10 protein-coding genes are annotated in these 15,483 nt (G+C 65.3%); 3 read left to right on the top strand and 7 right to left on the bottom strand.

Annotation, left to right across the window (positions count from 1 at the left end; translation table 11 throughout):
• Positions 1-7: 7 nt before the first annotated feature.
• From P0D68_RS15360 to P0D68_RS15330, 7 genes are all read right to left on the bottom strand, one after another.
• On the bottom strand, positions 8-1,465 hold the full coding sequence (locus P0D68_RS15360) for an efflux transporter outer membrane subunit (protein WP_408183888.1): 1,458 nt from the start codon (positions 1,463-1,465) through the stop codon (positions 8-10).
• A 27-nt stretch (positions 1,466-1,492) separates the two neighbouring features.
• A complete protein-coding gene (locus tag P0D68_RS15355; RefSeq protein WP_408468627.1) occupies positions 1,493-2,842 on the bottom strand; it encodes an efflux RND transporter periplasmic adaptor subunit in 1,350 nt (449 codons plus the stop codon).
• A 19-nt stretch (positions 2,843-2,861) separates the two neighbouring features.
• Complete coding sequence (locus P0D68_RS15350) at positions 2,862-6,125, bottom strand: efflux RND transporter permease subunit (protein ID WP_408297813.1); 3,264 nt, start codon at positions 6,123-6,125, stop codon at positions 2,862-2,864.
• Positions 6,126-6,492: 367 nt separating this feature from the next.
• The gene (locus P0D68_RS15345; RefSeq protein ID WP_408183885.1) at positions 6,493-6,663 is read right to left on the bottom strand and encodes a hypothetical protein; all 171 of its coding nucleotides are present in this window, start codon (positions 6,661-6,663) and stop codon (positions 6,493-6,495) included.
• Between the two features lie 130 nt (positions 6,664-6,793).
• Positions 6,794-7,939 carry a substrate-binding domain-containing protein gene (locus P0D68_RS15340; protein WP_091808417.1) on the bottom strand — a complete coding sequence of 382 codons (1,146 nt, stop codon included), beginning with the start codon at positions 7,937-7,939 and terminating at the stop codon, positions 6,794-6,796.
• 82 nt (positions 7,940-8,021) lie between these two features.
• Entirely contained in the window at positions 8,022-9,023 is a 1,002-nt protein-coding gene (locus P0D68_RS15335) for an ABC transporter permease (protein WP_408297816.1), read from the bottom strand.
• Entirely contained in the window at positions 9,020-10,639 is a 1,620-nt protein-coding gene (locus tag P0D68_RS15330) for a sugar ABC transporter ATP-binding protein (RefSeq protein WP_408297818.1), read from the bottom strand. The genes P0D68_RS15335 and P0D68_RS15330 overlap by 4 nt, the downstream gene beginning before the upstream one ends.
• 252 nt (positions 10,640-10,891) lie before the next feature.
• On the opposite strand from P0D68_RS15330, the gene deoC reads away from it, so the two are divergent.
• The 3 genes from deoC to rbsK all read left to right on the top strand — a co-directional run bounded on the left by deoC (position 10,892) and on the right by rbsK (position 15,458).
• Positions 10,892-11,902: a deoxyribose-phosphate aldolase gene (gene deoC / locus P0D68_RS15325; protein WP_408297820.1), complete on the top strand. Its 1,011-nt coding sequence runs from the start codon at positions 10,892-10,894 to the stop codon at positions 11,900-11,902.
• Positions 11,903-11,918: 16 nt separating this feature from the next.
• A complete protein-coding gene (locus P0D68_RS15320; RefSeq protein WP_408297822.1) occupies positions 11,919-14,309 on the top strand; it encodes an aldehyde dehydrogenase family protein in 2,391 nt (796 codons plus the stop codon).
• 168 nt (positions 14,310-14,477) lie between these two features.
• Positions 14,478-15,458 carry a ribokinase gene (rbsK, locus tag P0D68_RS15315; protein WP_408297824.1) on the top strand — a complete coding sequence of 327 codons (981 nt, stop codon included), beginning with the start codon at positions 14,478-14,480 and terminating at the stop codon, positions 15,456-15,458.
• The last annotated feature ends 25 nt before the right edge of the window (positions 15,459-15,483 follow it).

Genomic DNA, 15,483 nt, shown 5'->3' with positions numbered 1-15,483 from the left:
AGCGGTCCTACACCGAACCCGCCGCGCTTTTGCTTGCGTTACCCCACGTCCCGCCCAATGCCTTCAACAACAGCACGCTCGACTCCAACTGCCGCGCGGCGATCTGATCGGCTACCCGCTGGTTGGTGAGCGCGATCGTCTGAGCCGTCACCACGTCGAGATAGCTGACCGCGCCCGCGTTGAAACGGTTCGTGGTGAGCCGCAACGACAGGTCGGCGGCGGTGGTGGCGCGCTGCTGGCTGGTCGCTTCGTCGGCGAGGGCATGCAGGGCGGAGAGGTTGTCCTCGACCTGCTGAAACGCCACCAGCACCGACTGACGATAGTCCGCGACCGCGCCGTCGTATTGCGCCGTGGCGCCGTGCAGGGCGGCTTTGCGCTTGCCGCCGTCGAACAGCGTGCCGGCCAGTTGCGGCCCGAGCGACCAGAAGAGACTTGGCGCGCTCAGCCACGGCGCGAAAAACGAGCTTTCGAGCCCGACGCTCGCGGACAGCACCAGGTCCGGGAAAAACGCTGCATGCGCCTCGCCGATCCGCGCATTCGCCGACGCCACGCGCCGTTCAGCGGCGGCGATATCCGGGCGACGCTCCAGCAGTTGCGACGGCACACCGGGCGGAATCGCCGGCGGCGTCGCAGCCGACCCGTTCGGCGCCAGCGTGAAGGTCGATGCCGGTTCGCCGATCAGCGTGGCGATCGCGTGCTGCATTTGCGAGCGTGACACGTCGATATCGGTATCTTGCGTGCGCGTCGCTTCGAGTTGCGTCGTGGCTTGAGCGACCGCGGAGGCATCGATCGCGCCGTCTTTCAGCTGCTGCTGCAGCAGCTTCAACGCGGCGTCGTAGGCGCTCACGCTGTCGTCGAGCAGCTTCTTCTGTGTGTCGAGCGAGCGCAGCGAGAAATAGTCGACGGCCAGATCCGCGCTCATCGACAGTCGCACGCCTTCGAGGTCCGCTTCGCTCGCCTGGGCGTCGGCCTGCGCGCCGTTCACGCTGTCGCGCACCCGGCCGAACAGATCCGGCTCCCAGCTCGCCGCCACGCCCGCCGAATAGTCCGGCACGGTCTTGCCCGCGAGCGATTTCCCTTCGACGTTCTGCGAGGTCCGATAGCGGTCCTGCGCCACTCCGGCGGTGATCGTCGGAAAGAAACCGGCGCGCTGGTAGTCCACCATCGAGCGCGCTTGCTGCACCTGCGCGACCGCCTTGCGCACGGTCTGGTTCGAAACGTCGATGCGCGCTTCGAGCTGGTTCAGCACCGGATCGTTGAAGATCGTCCACCAGGGGCCGCGCGGCGTGGCGTCGGCCGGCGCGGCTTGCGCCCAGCCGGGCGCGGCGCCCGCATACTGTGCGGGAATCTCGGCGCTCGGGCGCTGATAGGGCGGCAAGGTCGAGCACGCGGTGAGCAGCGCGCCGATCAGCGTGGCCGCCAGCGCGCGGCGCGGCAGCGGTCGTGAATCAGATAGGGAGAACATCGGCGAATCCTTTCCGTGATGAGGCACTCAGCCGTGCATGGCCGGCATGATCTGAACCATCTGGCCGGTGCTCAGCGAATCGCTCGGGTTGTCGATCACGCGGTCGGTGGCGGCGAGGCCCGTGGTGATTTCCACGTGCGTGCCGAAATCGCGGCCGATATGCACGGTCTTCAGCACCGCGCGGCCATGGCTGTCGACCACCGCGACCGTCACGCCGTCCGGCCGGAACAGCAGGGCGCTGACCGGCAGATCGAGTGCCGGCGTGGTCGATTGCAATTGCAGATGCACCTGCGTGTAAGCGCCGGGCATCAGTGCACCGTCCTTGTTGTCGACATCTACCTCGACGCGCAGCGTGCGGCTCGACGGATCGATCGAGCCGGTGCTGCGCGCCACCTTGGCGGGGATGCGGCGGCCCGGATACTGCTGGGCGCTCAGATAGACGCCGGTGTCGGGGGTGACGTAAGGCGCGTCGTTCTGCGGCACGTCCACGAACACCCGCAACACGCCGTTCTGCTGGATATGGAACAGCTCGCCCGACATGCCCGCGGTGCCGGGCGTACCGCCCGCCGTCACCAGCGCGCCGACATCGACGTTGCGCGCGGTGATCACGCCGTCGAACGGCGCCGTGATCTTCTCGTACGAGACCAGTTCGGCGAGATGCGCGACATTGGCCTGCGCCGAGGCGAGCATCGCACCGCGCGCCTGCATGTCGCTGACCTTGGTGTCGGCGTCCTGCTGCGCGACCGATTGGGTTTTCAGCATCTCCTGCCAGCGCTGCGCGGTGGTCTTCGCGTAGTCGAAATTGGCTTGCGCGGTGGCTTCGTCGGCGCGGGCCTGGCGCAGCTGCGCGTCCAGATCCGGGGCTTCGATCGTCGCGAGCACCTGGCCGCTTTTCACCTGCGCGCCAATGTCGGTGTTCCAGTGCGCAAGGTAGCCGCTCGTGCGCGCGTAGATCGATGCTTCCGCGAACGGCGTGACGGAGCCGGGCAGCAGCAGTTCGTTCACGCTCGGCGCGGGGCGCGGCTTGACCACCGACACGGTCAGCATGCTTTGCGCCTGCGTCTGCTCGGTCAGGTCGGCGCTGGCATGGAGGCGCGGCACGATGCCGACGATCAGCAGCGCTATCGCGACGCCGCCGAGTGCGAACGGCCAGAGAGCGCGGCGCGGTTTCGCGCTGGTTGCGTTGGACCCTTTAGTCGCGCTTGTTGCGCTTGTTGCGCTTGTTGCGCTTGTTGCGTTCGTCGCATTGGTCGAATCGCTCGCGTTGGTCGCGCGATCGGTCGCGCAGCCTGCAGCGTCAGCGTGAGCGGCATGGCTGCTGTCAACGGCCTTGGCGGCCTGCTCACCAAGCCCCGGCGGAAGTGAGGAATTATTCATGGGATAGGTCTCGTCGAAATCAAAGGGTGCGTTCGGGGACGGCGGGTTCGAGTTTTGCGGTGCGCGCCGCGCGGCGTTTGTCGAGCCACGCATGCACCATTCCGTACACGACCGGCACGAACAGCAAGGTCGACATCGTGCCGAGCGCGAGGCCGCCGATTACGGCGCGGCCGAGCGGCGCGTTCTGTTCGCCGCCGTCGCCGAGACCGAGCGCCATCGGCAGCATGCCGATCAGCATGGCGAGCGCGGTCATCAGCACCGGACGGAAGCGGCTGAAACCGGCTTCGAGTGCGGCTTCCAGCGGCGGCTTGCCGGCCTGGTGAGTTTCGCGCGCCGTATTGATGACGAGAATGCTGTTGGCCGTGGCGATGCCGATGCACAGAATCGTGCCGGTGAGCGCCGGCACGCTCAGGCGGGTGCCGGTGCTGAACAGCATCCAGGCAATGCCGGCGAGCGAGCCCGGCAAGCCGCTGATGATGATGAACGGGTCGAGCCACGACTGGAAGTTGACGACCATCAGCAGATAGACGAGGCCGATGGCGAACACGAGACCGCTCGCGAGGCCACTGAACGAATCGTGCATGGCCTGCACCTGGCCGCGTACCACGATGGACGCGCCCGGCGGCAACTGCGGCCGGATCTGATCGACGATCCGGTTCACGTCCGCCGCCACGCCGCCGAGATCACGCCCCTGCACCGAAGCGAAGATATCGAGCACCGGCTGCACGTTGTAGTGCGAGACGACGGCTTGCTGCGTGCCGCGTGTCAGCGTGCTCAACGCGCCGAGCAGGTTCTGCGGCGCCGGGCCCGCGCCGTTCGCCGAGAACGAGGCGGTAGCGGCGGCTGTTGGCGTGCTCGACGTAGTGGCCGCGCCGCTGTTCTGCGCGACCGGAATATTGGCGAGGGCCTGCAGCGAGTTGATGTCGTACTGCGGCATCATCGCCATGAGCGGATAGCTCACGCCGTTGTGCGGATCGAGCCAGAAATTCGGCGAGGTTTGCGAGCTGCCCGAGAGCGCGATCAGCAGGTTTTGCGACACGTCGCGCTGTAACAGGCCGGCCTGAATCGCCCGGGTGCGATCGACGTTGACGTTGATCGCCGGCGCGTCGCCAGGCTGCTGAATGCGCGCGTCGACGAGGCCGCGCACGCCGCGCAGTTGCGCGAGCAGGCGGTTCGCCACTGTGCGGTTGGCGTCGAGCTTGTTGCCGACAATCTGGATATCGATTGGCGCGGGCAGGCCAAAGTTAAGAATCTGGCTGACGATGTCGGCGGGCAGGAAGGCGAACGTGACGCCGGGGAAATCCTTCGTCAGTGTCGTGCGCAGCGTCGCCACGTATTGCGCCGTCGGCTTGTGTTTCGGCGCAAGCGTGATCATCACGTCGGCATCTTCCGGGCCGATCGGGTCCGACGAGTCGTAGGTCAGGTTGATACCGCTCACCGGCACGCCGATGTTGTCGAGGATCGCCGCAAGCTCCGGCTTCGGAATCACGTCGCGCACCCGGGCTTCGACCTGATCGGTGATGCTCGCCGTGTCCTCGATCCGCGTGCCGGTCGGCGCACGCAGATGCAGGCGGATCTCGCCGGTATCCACGGCGGGGAAGAAGTCGCGACCGGCGAACGGCACCAGCGCGAGCGAGCCGATGCACAGCAGCAGGAAGATCGCGACGAAGCGCCGCGGACTCGCGATCGCCGCGGCGAGCACGTCGCGATAGCGTACGCGCAGCAATTCGAAGCGATGCTCGAAGCCGGCCTGAAAACGGATCAGGCGCGCAACCGGGCCGTTGCCGGTAACCGGCGCGTTGCTGCGCGCGCGCATCAGGTACATCGCCAGGGTCGGCACCAGCGTGCGCGAGAAGAAGTACGACGCGATCATCGCGAACACCACCGCTTCGGCGAGCGGCACGAACAGATAGCGGGCCACGCCTGAAAGCAGGAACATCGGCACGAATACGATGCAGATCGACAGGGTCGAGACGAACGTCGGCACGGCGATTTCGCCGGAGCCGTTCAGGATCGCGTCGTACAGCGATTCGCCGTTCTCCAGATGATGCGTGATGTTCTCGATGGCGACGGTGGCGTCGTCGACGAGAATCCCCACGGCGAGCGCGAGGCCGCCGAGCGTCATGATGTTGATGGTCTGGCCGAGCGCGGACAGCGCGATCAGCGAGGTCAGCACGGCGAGCGGAATGGAAACCGCGATGATCAGCGTGGCGCGCCAACTGCCGAGAAAGAGCAGGATCATCACGGCGGTGAGGGCGGCGGCGATCACTGCCTCGCGCGCCACGCCCACCACGGCGGACTTCACGAACACGGACTGGTCCGACAGCGCGGTGATATGCAGCGCGCTCGGCAGGCCGGCCGCGATATGCGGCAGCATGGCCTTGACCTGCTGGATGATGGTGAGCGTCGACGTGCTGCCGGATTTTTCGATGGTCAGCAGCGCGGCGCGTTTGCCGTCGCTGCGCACAATGTTGGTTTGCGGCGCGTAGCCGTCGCGCACGTGGGCGACGTCGCGCACATAGACCACGCCGCCGGCCACCGTCTTGATCGGCAGATCGTTGAGGGCCGCCACGGTGTCGGTGCTGCCGTTCATCTGCACGTTGTATTCCTTCGTGCCGATTTTGGCCGTGCCGCCCGGCAGGATCAGGTTCTGCGCGTTCACGGCGTTGACCACGTCGAGCGGCGCAAGTCCTTTGGCCTGCAACGCGCGCGGATCGATGTCCACCATGATCTGCCGCACCTTGCCGCCGAACGGAAGCGGCACGGACGCGCCTTGCACCGTCGCCAGTTGCGTACGGATCTGGCTGTTGCCGAGGTCGTAGAGCTGCTGTTCCGAGAGCGTGTTGCTGGACAGGCCGAGTTGCAGGATCGGCACGGTCGACGCGTTATACGTAATGATGTTCGGCGGCAATGTGCCCGGCGGCAGCACGCGCAGAATCGACGCCGAATTGGACGCCGCTTCGGCAATCGCGCGATTGATGTCCGCGCCCGGATGAAAAAAGATCTTCACCACGGAGACTCCGTTCAGCGATTGCGACTCGATGTGCTCGATATCGTCCACGTCCGAGGTCAGCGCGCGCTCGTAGTTGGACGTGATGCGATTGGCCATGTCCTGGGCGGAGAAGCCGTTGTACGTCCAGACAATGCTGACCACCGGGATATTGATGTTCGGAAAAATATCGGTCGGTGTGCGCAGTATCGCGAGCGGGCCGGCGATAAAGATCAGCACGGCGAGGACCACGAAGGTATAAGGGCGGCGCAGCGCGAGCCTGACGATCCACATGACGGGTTCCTGAAAAGAGGCCGATGGCGGTACGCGTCATTGCGGTGCGGCTGAGGCCGTGACGCGGGCTTCATGAGTCAGGAGTGTGGCGGGGCGGCGCTGACGGGCTGCCGTCGGTTAGATTACCGTTCTGTTATCGGCGGGCGGGTTCCCGGTGACGGCGATATGGCGCGGCCTCACGCGGGGTTCTGACGGGCAGCCGTCGACGGCGAACCGCCGACGGCTGCGGAAGTGCAGCGGAATCGGGAAATCCATGCGATTGAGCACGACACGGATGATGGCGGCGCGGTTCGCATGGCGCGCTTCGCATCGCGGGGCCGGCGCCGGTGCGGGTTGCCCGGCGCGGACGGCAGGGAAGGCGCCGGTGCTATGAACGGTCGCGACTGCGAGCCCGTGTCGCACCGGTAATCACCGCGACGCCGAGCAGGATCACGGCGACGATGGCAATCGTATGTTGAGCGACGTGCATCGCCATCAAGCCCCAGGCCACGCCGCCGATCAGAATGATCCAGCCAGCCAGATAAATGAGCAGGGTCATCTTTTCTCCTTGTTCGAATCGACTTGGTAGGTCTATCGAGTAGCACGATTCGCGCCCGACGCCGGCCAGCCTCGCCGGCGCACGGACGCTCAAGGAGAACAGCGCGATGCTGCGGTGCGGTTCGCCCCGCTCAGCCGCAAGCCGGCTTGGCCTTCTTGCAGGCGTCGGCAAGCTGGGGCGGCGGATCTTTCTTGAATACCGTCTTATACGACTCGAGCACGTTCGACTGAACCACCGGCAAAGACTGCACGCCGATCCACGCCGGCGGGGTCTGGCCAATGAGCGCCTTCATCATCGCCAGCGCTTCGGCTACGCCCTGGTCGTACGGACGTTGCGAGCCGGTGGCCTTAAGCGGCCCGCCCTTGGCGATCTCGATCGCGGATTGCAGGCCGAGGTCGACCGTCGTCACGGGAATCGTCACGCCTTGTGCGCGCATCGAGGTGAGCGTGTCCAGTGCCGGTTGGTCCCAGACAGCGAAGAGCCCCTTCACGTCCGGATTGCCGGTCAGGAAGTCGCCCGCGATCTGCCCGACTTTCGACGGGTCCGTGAAAGCGACCTGCTTGATCTTGATGTCCGGACGGTTCTTCTTCAGCCAGTCGTTGACGGCCTTGGTGCGCTCGGTCGTGCTGAAGTAGTCCACGCCGAAATTCACGAGCCCGACCGTCGCGCCTTGCGGCACGCACGAGGCGAGCACTTTCGCCGCGATCTGGCCGTTGCCTTCGCTGTCCGCCGAGATCATCGCGGCGTATTGCTCGGGATGCTTCAGGCCGGTCGGCACGTTGTCCATGAACACGAGTTTGATGCCGGCCGCGGACACCTTCTTGTAGGTGGCGGCCGTTGCCGTGCCGTCCACCGGAATCGAGATGATGCCGTCCGGGTGGCGCTGGATCGTGTTCTCGATATCGGCGATCTGCTTGTCGACCTGATACTCAGCGGAGGCCGTACCGATCACTTCCACGCCGTATTTTTTCAGCGTATCGGTAATGCCTTGCACCTGCAGTTGCGACCAGTCGAGATTCATGGTCTGCATGGAAATGCCGACCTTGAATTTGCCGGCTTTGATTTTGGCGATGTCGGCGTCGGTCAGCTTCACGGCATCCACCGACGCGGCTTTTTCGCCGTTCGGCCCTTGCCCCACGATCGTCTTCGGTCCGATCGATCCGGTGGGCAGGCTGGTCACACACTGCGCGTAAGCGCCCGAGGAAGCCAGACATGCGACGGCCGCCGCCGCCATGACACTGGCTAACGCTTTGCTTGAACCACGATGTTGTTTCATGTCTCTCCTCCGTTGGTCTTCACGTCCGAACTACGTCTGCTCGCGAGCGGCCGCCGTGACGGCATTACTGCGCTACCGCTCGCTATTTCCTGGTAAACGCAACCGCCGCGACGATGATCACGCCCTTGATCACCAGTTGCAGCGACGAACTGACGCCGAGCAGCACCAGTCCGTTATTGAGCGTGCCGATGATCAGACTGCCAAGCAGCGTCCCCAGCACGAAGCCGCGGCCGCCGAACAGACTGCAGCCGCCGAGCGTGACGGAGGCGATCACATCCAGTTCCATGCCTTGCACCACATCGGGCCGCGCCGCATGCGAGCGGGCGGAAAGCACGAGCGCGGCGAGCCCGGCCAGCATGCCGGTGAGAATGAAGGCGAGGGTGGTTACGCGCCGCGTGTTGATGCCCGAATAGAGCGCGGCGGTCGGATTGCCGCCCGCCGCATAGATCTGCCGTCCGAACACGCTGTAGTGCAGCAGCAGAATGCCCGCGATCACGGCGAGCAGCGTCCAGATGATCGGCACCGGCACGCCGAAAATGTCGCCTTCGCCGAAGATCGCGATAAACGAGTCGTTGTCGATGATCACGGGCTTGGTGGTCGTGACCATCAGCGCGAGTCCGCGCGTGGCGCTCAATGTGCCGAGCGTGACCAGAAACGAAGGAATGTTGACCCGCGTGGTCACGATCCCATTGATCGCGCCGACAATCGCGCCGGTGCCGATCCCGGCGATCGCGCCGATCACCCAGTTGTTGCCCAGATAGGTCATGGCGAGCGCGGCGGACATGCCCGAGAGCGCCAACGTGGATCCCACCGACAGATCGATCTGCCGCGCAATGATCACGAAGGTCATGCCGATCGCGATGATCGAGACGAGCGCGGTTTGCCGGCCGATATTCAGGAAGTTGTCGATAGACAGGAACCATGGCGACGCGAAGCTGAACACCACCAGCAGAATCGCGAACGCAGCATAGAGCGCATAGGGCCGGTCGCCTTGCAGCAGGGCTCGCGCGATGCGCCGCATACGGCTTTTCTGCGGCGGCGATGCCTGCCGTTCGGACGTCAGCGGCGAGACGGATTCGTTCATATTGCTTGCGCCTCGATGGAAGAACGGGACAGTTGGATCAGGTGATGCAACGCTTCGGCGTTGGCGAGTTCGGCGCGCTCGACGGTCTTGACGATCGAGCCGTCCGCAACAATCGAGATCCGGTCGCACAGGCGCAAGAGTTCATCCAGGTCCGACGACACGACGAGCACGCCGGTTCCGGCCCGGGCGGCGTCATTCACCACGCCGTAGATTTCCTCGCGCGCGCCCACGTCCACGCCGACCGTTGGTTCGTCGAGTAGAAGGACCCGCGGGCGCGGGTGATTCCACTTCGCGAACACCACTTTCTGCTGATTGCCGCCGGATAGAAACTTGACCGCGGTGGAAGGGCCGGGCGCCTTGACGGACAGCTCCTTCATGGAGCGCTTTGCCTGCTGCACAGCCGCCTGACTGCGCAACCATCCCCAGCGGGAAAAATGCGGCAGGCGCGGCAGCGTCAGATTGCGTTCGATCGAATGATCGAGCACGAGCCCTTCGAGATGACGGTCCTCCGGCACCAGTGCCACGCCGAGTTGAATGGCTTCGGCGGGCGTGATGCGCGAACGCGCGCGACCGTCGATCTCGATGGCGCCGGCGTCGACCGTGCGAAGGCCAAAGATGGTTTGCAGAATCTCGGTGCGCCCGCTGCCGATCAGCCCCGCGAGCCCGTGGATTTCGCCGCGGCGAAGCAATAGATCGACGTGACGCAGCCGGTCGTTGCTGACGTTCGATAGCTTGAGCACGGGCGCGGCGGTGGCATCGGCTGCTTCGTCGTGTACCGCCGACGCGCTGGCCGGTTCCGCGGCAATCGCGCCATCGCCCACGGCGGTCTTCTGCCGTGCCTGCAACGCGGCATGACCGGAGCCGACGATCGCCGCCACCAGTTGCTTCATATCCGTTTTCGAAGTCTCGAACGTGCCGGCATTGGCGCCGTCACGGAACACGGTAACGCGCTGCGAAATCCGGAACACCTCGTTCAACCGGTGCGTCACATAGATCACGCCCACGCCGCGCGCCGTGACCGCGCGAATCGCGTCGAACAGAATCTGCTCTTCGCCGCCGGTCAATGCGGAAGTGGGTTCGTCGAGAATCAGGACCCGCACTTCGCCCATCAAGGCTTTGCAGATCTCCGTCATTTGCCGGTAGGGGAAGGGCAGCGCGCCGACCTGTGTCTTCGGATCGAGCGGGATGCCATGCGAGCGCAAGAATTCGCCCACCGTGGCCATGAGCTGGCGGTTCTTCACAAAGCCAAGGCGTGTGCGGGGCTCGCGGCCCAACATGAGATTGGCGCCGACGGAAAGCGATTCGACGAGACTCAGGTCCTGATAGACCACGGCGACACCCGCATCGCGCGATTGCGCCGGCGAGTCGAACGCGACTTTCTGTCCGGCGATTTCGATCACGCCGTCGTCATACGCATGCACGCCGCTGAGGATCTTGATCAGCGTGGACTTGCCCGCGCCGTTTTCGCCGAGCAGCGCATGGACTTCGCCGGGAAACACTTCGAGGTTGACGCCGCGCAGCGCTTGCACGCCGCCAAATCGCTTGGTGACGCCCGCAACACGGATCAATGGAACCCGAGGCGATGACGCGGCCGCGACCGCAACCGGCTCACTCATCTGGCATGTCTCCTTCGTCCACGCGACGACATTCTTTTCTTTATCTAACGCTAGCCGGCCGACAACCGTGTTGTGATCTTCGCATCATGAATATGGTGCGTCAATAACATTGGCGGGCACCAAGCGCGTTTATCCGCTTGTTGATGTCATGATTGCTCGCAAAGCTTGTTATGATTCTATCAATCGTTGTAGCATAAGTGCGAACAAATTGCCGGCGGCTGTTGTGCGTCGCATCATATTTTCGGATGTCTTATGCCAGAAGCTCCATTGCAGTCTTCCTCGGTCGTCGCGCTGCGCGGCACACCGCTCGTCCATCCGGTGCGCAATCCCGGCATGCCGTTCGACGCCTCGTGGCTCGACGGCCTGCGCGTCAATCAGTCGGCCGTGGAACGGCGCACCGCCACACTCGGCACGCGTCGCAGCGTCAAGAAAGATGCACAGGCGGCGTGGCTGCTGAAGGCCATCACCTGCATCGACCTCACCACGCTCAACGGTGACGACACCGAGGGGCGCGTGCGCCGCCTCTGCGCGAAAGCGCGCCAACCGGTGCGCGCCGATCTGCTCGAAGCGCTCGGCATTGCGCCGCAAGGCATCACGACGGGCGCGGTGTGTGTCTATCACCGCTTCGTTGCGGCGGCAGTCGATGCGCTGCACGGCAGCGGCATTCCGGTTGCGGCGGTCTCCACGGGTTTCCCCGCCGGGCTGATTCCGCATCCACTGAAGCTGAAAGAGATCGAAGCCTCGGTCGCGGACGGCGCGCGGGAAATCGATATCGTCGTTACGCGTGAATATGTGCTGACCGGCAACTGGCAGGCGCTCTACGACGAAGTGCGGGACTTCCGCGCGGCCTGCGGTCCGGCGCATCTGAAGGCGATTCTCGCCACCGGCGACATTCGCACGCTCTCGAATGTGGCGCGCGCCTCGATGGTCTGCATGATGGCCGGCGCCGACTTCATCAAGACCTCCACCGGCAAGGAAGGCGTCAATGCGACGCTGGATGTGTCGCTCGTCATGGTGCGCATGATCCGCGAGTACCAGGAGCGCACCGGCGTGCTGATCGGCTTCAAGCCGGCGGGCGGCGTGTCGACGGCGAAGTCGGTGCTGTCGTATCAGATCCTGATGAAAGAAGAACTCGGCCGTGCGTGGCTCGAACCGGAACTCTTCCGGATCGGCGCATCGAGCCTGCTGGCCGATATCGAACGCCAGCTCGAACATTACGTGAGCGGCCGTTACTCCGCTTTCAACCGTCACCCCGTAGCCTGAACAGAAGACCGATCCCATGAGCGTAGCCGAGTATTTTTCATCGATGGAGTACGGTCCCGCACCCGAGGACGATCAACCCGCGCGCGCCTGGCTGGCGCAGCATGAGGGCAGTTTCGGGCATTTCATCGGCGGTGCGTGGCATGCGCCCGCAACCGATGAGCGCTTCGCCTCGCACGCACCCGCCACGGGCGAGCAGCTCGCGGATATTGCCCAGGGCGATGCGGCCGATATCGACGCCGCAGTCGCCGCCGCGCGCGCCGCACAGCCTGGCTGGTTCGCGTTGGGCGGCGCGGGACGCGCGCGCCATCTGTATGCGCTCGCGCGCATGGTGCAGCGTCACAGCCGGCTGTTCGCCGTGCTCGAAGCGCTCGATAACGGCAAGCCGATCCGCGAAACGCGCGATATCGACGTGCCGCTCGTCGCGCGCCACTTTCTGCATCACGCGGGTTGGGCCCAGTTGCAGGAGAGCGAGTTCGCCGACCAGGCGCCGCTCGGCGTAATCGGGCAAATCGTGCCGTGGAATTTTCCGCTGCTCATGCTTGCGTGGAAGATCGCACCGGCCATCGCCATGGGCAATTGCGTGGTCCTGAAGCCAGCCGAATACACGCCGCTCACCGCGTTGTTGTTCGCCGAACTCGCGCATCGCGCGGGCTTGCCGGCCGGCGTGCTGAATGTCGTCACCGGTGACGGGCGCACGGGCGCGGCTTTGGTCGAGCATCCTGACGTGGACAAGATCGCCTTCACCGGTTCGACCGAAGTCGGCCGGCTGATCCGGGCGGCCACGGCTGGTTCGGGCAAATCGCTGACGCTCGAACTCGGCGGCAAGTCGCCCTTCATCGTGTTCGACGACGCGGATCTGGACGGCGCGGTGGAAGGCGTCGTCGACGCGATCTGGTTCAACCAGGGCCAAGTGTGTTGCGCGGGCTCGCGGCTGCTGATGCAGGAAGGCGTCGAAGCGCGATTCATCGCGAAACTGAAACGGCGCATGGAGACGCTGCGCGTGGGCTCGTCGCTCGACAAGAGCATCGACCTCGGCGCGATCGTCGATCCAGTGCAGCTCGAGCGCATCCAGTCGCTGGTGGAAACCGGCCGTCGTGAAGGCTGCTCGGTCTGGCAGTCGCCCGAGACGACGTTGCCGGCCGGCGGCTGCTTCTATCCGCCGACGCTCGTGACCGGCGTGGCGCCGGCGTCCACGCTGGCGCAGGAAGAGATCTTCGGACCGGTGCTGGTGACGATGAGCTTTCGCACGCCCGACGAAGCGATTGCGCTCGCCAACAACTCGCGCTACGGACTCGCCGCGAGCGTGTGGAGCGAAACCATCGGCCGCGCGCTCGATGTCGCGCCGCGCCTGGCGTGCGGCGTCGTCTGGATCAACGCGACGAATCTGTTCGACGCGTCGGTCGGCTTCGGCGGTTATCGGGAATCGGGGTATGGCCGCGAAGGCGGACGTGAGGGCATCTACGAATACCTGAAACCGCGAGCCTGGCTCAATCTTCCGGAGCGCCGCACAGCGCGCAGCGCGGGCGGCACCACCGCCTCGCTCGACCCGTTGTCCAATGTCACATCGATTGACCGCACCGCGAAGCTCTTTATCGGCGGCAAGCAGGCGCGGCCGGACAGCGGCTATTCGCTGCCGGTTCACGCGCCGGACGGCACGCCCGTCGGCGAAGTGGCCGCGGGCAATCGCAAGGACATCCGCAACGCGGTCGAAGCAGCACGCGCCGCGCAGAAGTGGTCGCAGGCGAGCACGCATAACCGCGCGCAGGTGCTGTTCTATCTGGCGGAAAACCTGGCCGTGCGCGCGGACGAATTCGTGCGCCAGCTCATGGTGCGAAACGGTGCGACGGAGGGCGCGGCGCGAGCGGAAGTGGACGCTTCGGTACAGCGTCTCTTCACTTACGCCGCGTGGGCCGACAAGTTCGACGGCGCCGTGCATACGCCGCCGCTGCGTGGTGTTGCGCTGGCCATGCATGAGCCGCTCGGCGTGATCGGCATTGCCTGTCCCGACGAAGCGCCGCTGCTCGGTTTCGTCTCGTTGGCGGCGCCCGCGCTGGCCATGGGCAACCGCGTGGTGGTGGTGCCGAGCGAGGCGTCGCCGCTCACGGTCACGGATTTCTATCAGGTCGCCGAAACCTCGGACGTGCCCGGTGGCGTGCTGAACATCGTCACCGGCGAACGCGGCGCGTTGCTACCGGCGCTCGCCAAGCACGACGATGTGGATGCGCTCTGGTGCTTCGGCAGCGCGGCGGATTCGACGCTGGTGGAGCGCGAATCGATCGGCAATCTGAAGCGGACATTCGTCGATCATGGCCGCCAGTTCGACTGGTTCGACCGTTCGAGCGAAGGCCGGCCGTTCCTGCGTCAGGCTGTGCAGGTGAAGAACATCTGGATACCGTACGGCGACTGACAGGCCGCCGTACCGACACGCTGAACGACATGCACGCCAACCAGAAAATGGAGGAGACAACGTGCTGAAGAATCTGGATCTGCAGTTCCATGCCGAGGTGCCGCGCGCATCTCTGGCGCCGCAAGACATTCCCTTGAACCCGGCTGTTCAGGAGCAAGGGGAACGCGCATGAATACGTCTTCGCAACAAAACGGACGCGTCGTCATTCTCGGCATCTATGTGACCGATCTGACGTTTCGCGCCGGCCGTATGCCGCAGATCGGCGAGACCATCGCGGGCTCGGCGTTCGCGATGGGGCCAGGCGGCAAGGGTTCGAATCAGGCGGTGGCCGCCGCGCGCGCCGGCGCCGACGTGGTGTTCTGCACCCGCATCGGCGACGACGCGTTCGGCGCCATTGCGCGCGCTACGTGGGCCGCGGAAGGCATCACGGCGCGCGCCTCGGTGATCGAGGGCGTCTCGACGGGCGCGGCGCATATCTTCGTCGACGACAACACCGGCATGAACGCGATCATCGTCGCATCCGGCGCGGCCGGCACGATGGAGCCCGCCGATGTCGACGCAATCGAAGCCGATATCGCCTCTGCCCGTGTTTTCGTCACGCAGCTCGAACAGCCGCTCGAGGCCGCGCGGCGCGGGCTCGAAGTGGCGCGCCGGCATGGCGTCATCACCGTGTTCAATCCGGCGCCCGCGTTGCCGCTCGACGACGGTATCTTCCCGCTGTGCGATTACATCACCCCGAATGAAACCGAAGCGACCGCGCTCACCGGCGTGCCGATCGCGAATGCCGACGACGCCCGGCGCGCCGCCGACGTGCTGCTCGCCAAGGGCGTCGGCACCGTCATCGTTACGCTGGGCGAGGGCGGCGCGCTGCTGCATTCGGCGACGCAATCGATTCTCGTGCCCGCGTACTACTGCGGCCGCGTGGTGGAAACCGCCGGCGCGGGGGATGGCTTCACAGGCGGCTTCGCGGCCGCGCTCGCGCGCGGCGACGACGCGGTCACCGCATTGCGATTTGGTTGCGCGCTCGCCGGCATTTCCGTGACGCGTCCGGGCACGGCGCCTTCCATGCCGACGCTCGACGAAGTGAACCAGGTATTGAAGCAGCCGACGCAGCCGAACCAGCCGGCCGGCATGTCCCAGGCATCCTGATCGATTGCGAAGGTTGAAGGAGCGT

The sequence above is a fragment of the Paraburkholderia sp. RL17-380-BIE-A genome, from assembly GCF_046028085.1.
GTDB lineage: Bacteria > Pseudomonadota > Gammaproteobacteria > Burkholderiales > Burkholderiaceae > Paraburkholderia.
This window is presented reverse-complemented; position numbering and strand designations above follow the sequence as displayed.

Excerpts from the sequence above, each read along its gene's own strand:
- P0D68_RS15350 (WP_408297813.1), bottom strand. The coding sequence starts at position 6,125 with ATGTGGATCGTCAGGCTCGCGCTGCGCCGCCCTTATACCTTCGTGGTC.
- deoC (WP_408297820.1), top strand. The coding sequence starts at position 10,892 with ATGCCAGAAGCTCCATTGCAGTCTTCCTCGGTCGTCGCGCTGCGCGGC.
- P0D68_RS15330 (WP_408297818.1), bottom strand. The coding sequence starts at position 10,639 with ATGAGTGAGCCGGTTGCGGTCGCGGCCGCGTCATCGCCTCGGGTTCCA.
- P0D68_RS15345 (WP_408183885.1), bottom strand. The coding sequence starts at position 6,663 with ATGACCCTGCTCATTTATCTGGCTGGCTGGATCATTCTGATCGGCGGC.
- P0D68_RS15320 (WP_408297822.1), top strand. The coding sequence starts at position 11,919 with ATGAGCGTAGCCGAGTATTTTTCATCGATGGAGTACGGTCCCGCACCC.
- rbsK (WP_408297824.1), top strand. The coding sequence starts at position 14,478 with ATGAATACGTCTTCGCAACAAAACGGACGCGTCGTCATTCTCGGCATC.
- P0D68_RS15335 (WP_408297816.1), bottom strand. The coding sequence starts at position 9,023 with ATGAACGAATCCGTCTCGCCGCTGACGTCCGAACGGCAGGCATCGCCG.
- P0D68_RS15360 (WP_408183888.1), bottom strand. The coding sequence starts at position 1,465 with ATGTTCTCCCTATCTGATTCACGACCGCTGCCGCGCCGCGCGCTGGCG.
- P0D68_RS15340 (WP_091808417.1), bottom strand. The coding sequence starts at position 7,939 with ATGAAACAACATCGTGGTTCAAGCAAAGCGTTAGCCAGTGTCATGGCG.
- P0D68_RS15355 (WP_408468627.1), bottom strand. The coding sequence starts at position 2,842 with ATGAATAATTCCTCACTTCCGCCGGGGCTTGGTGAGCAGGCCGCCAAG.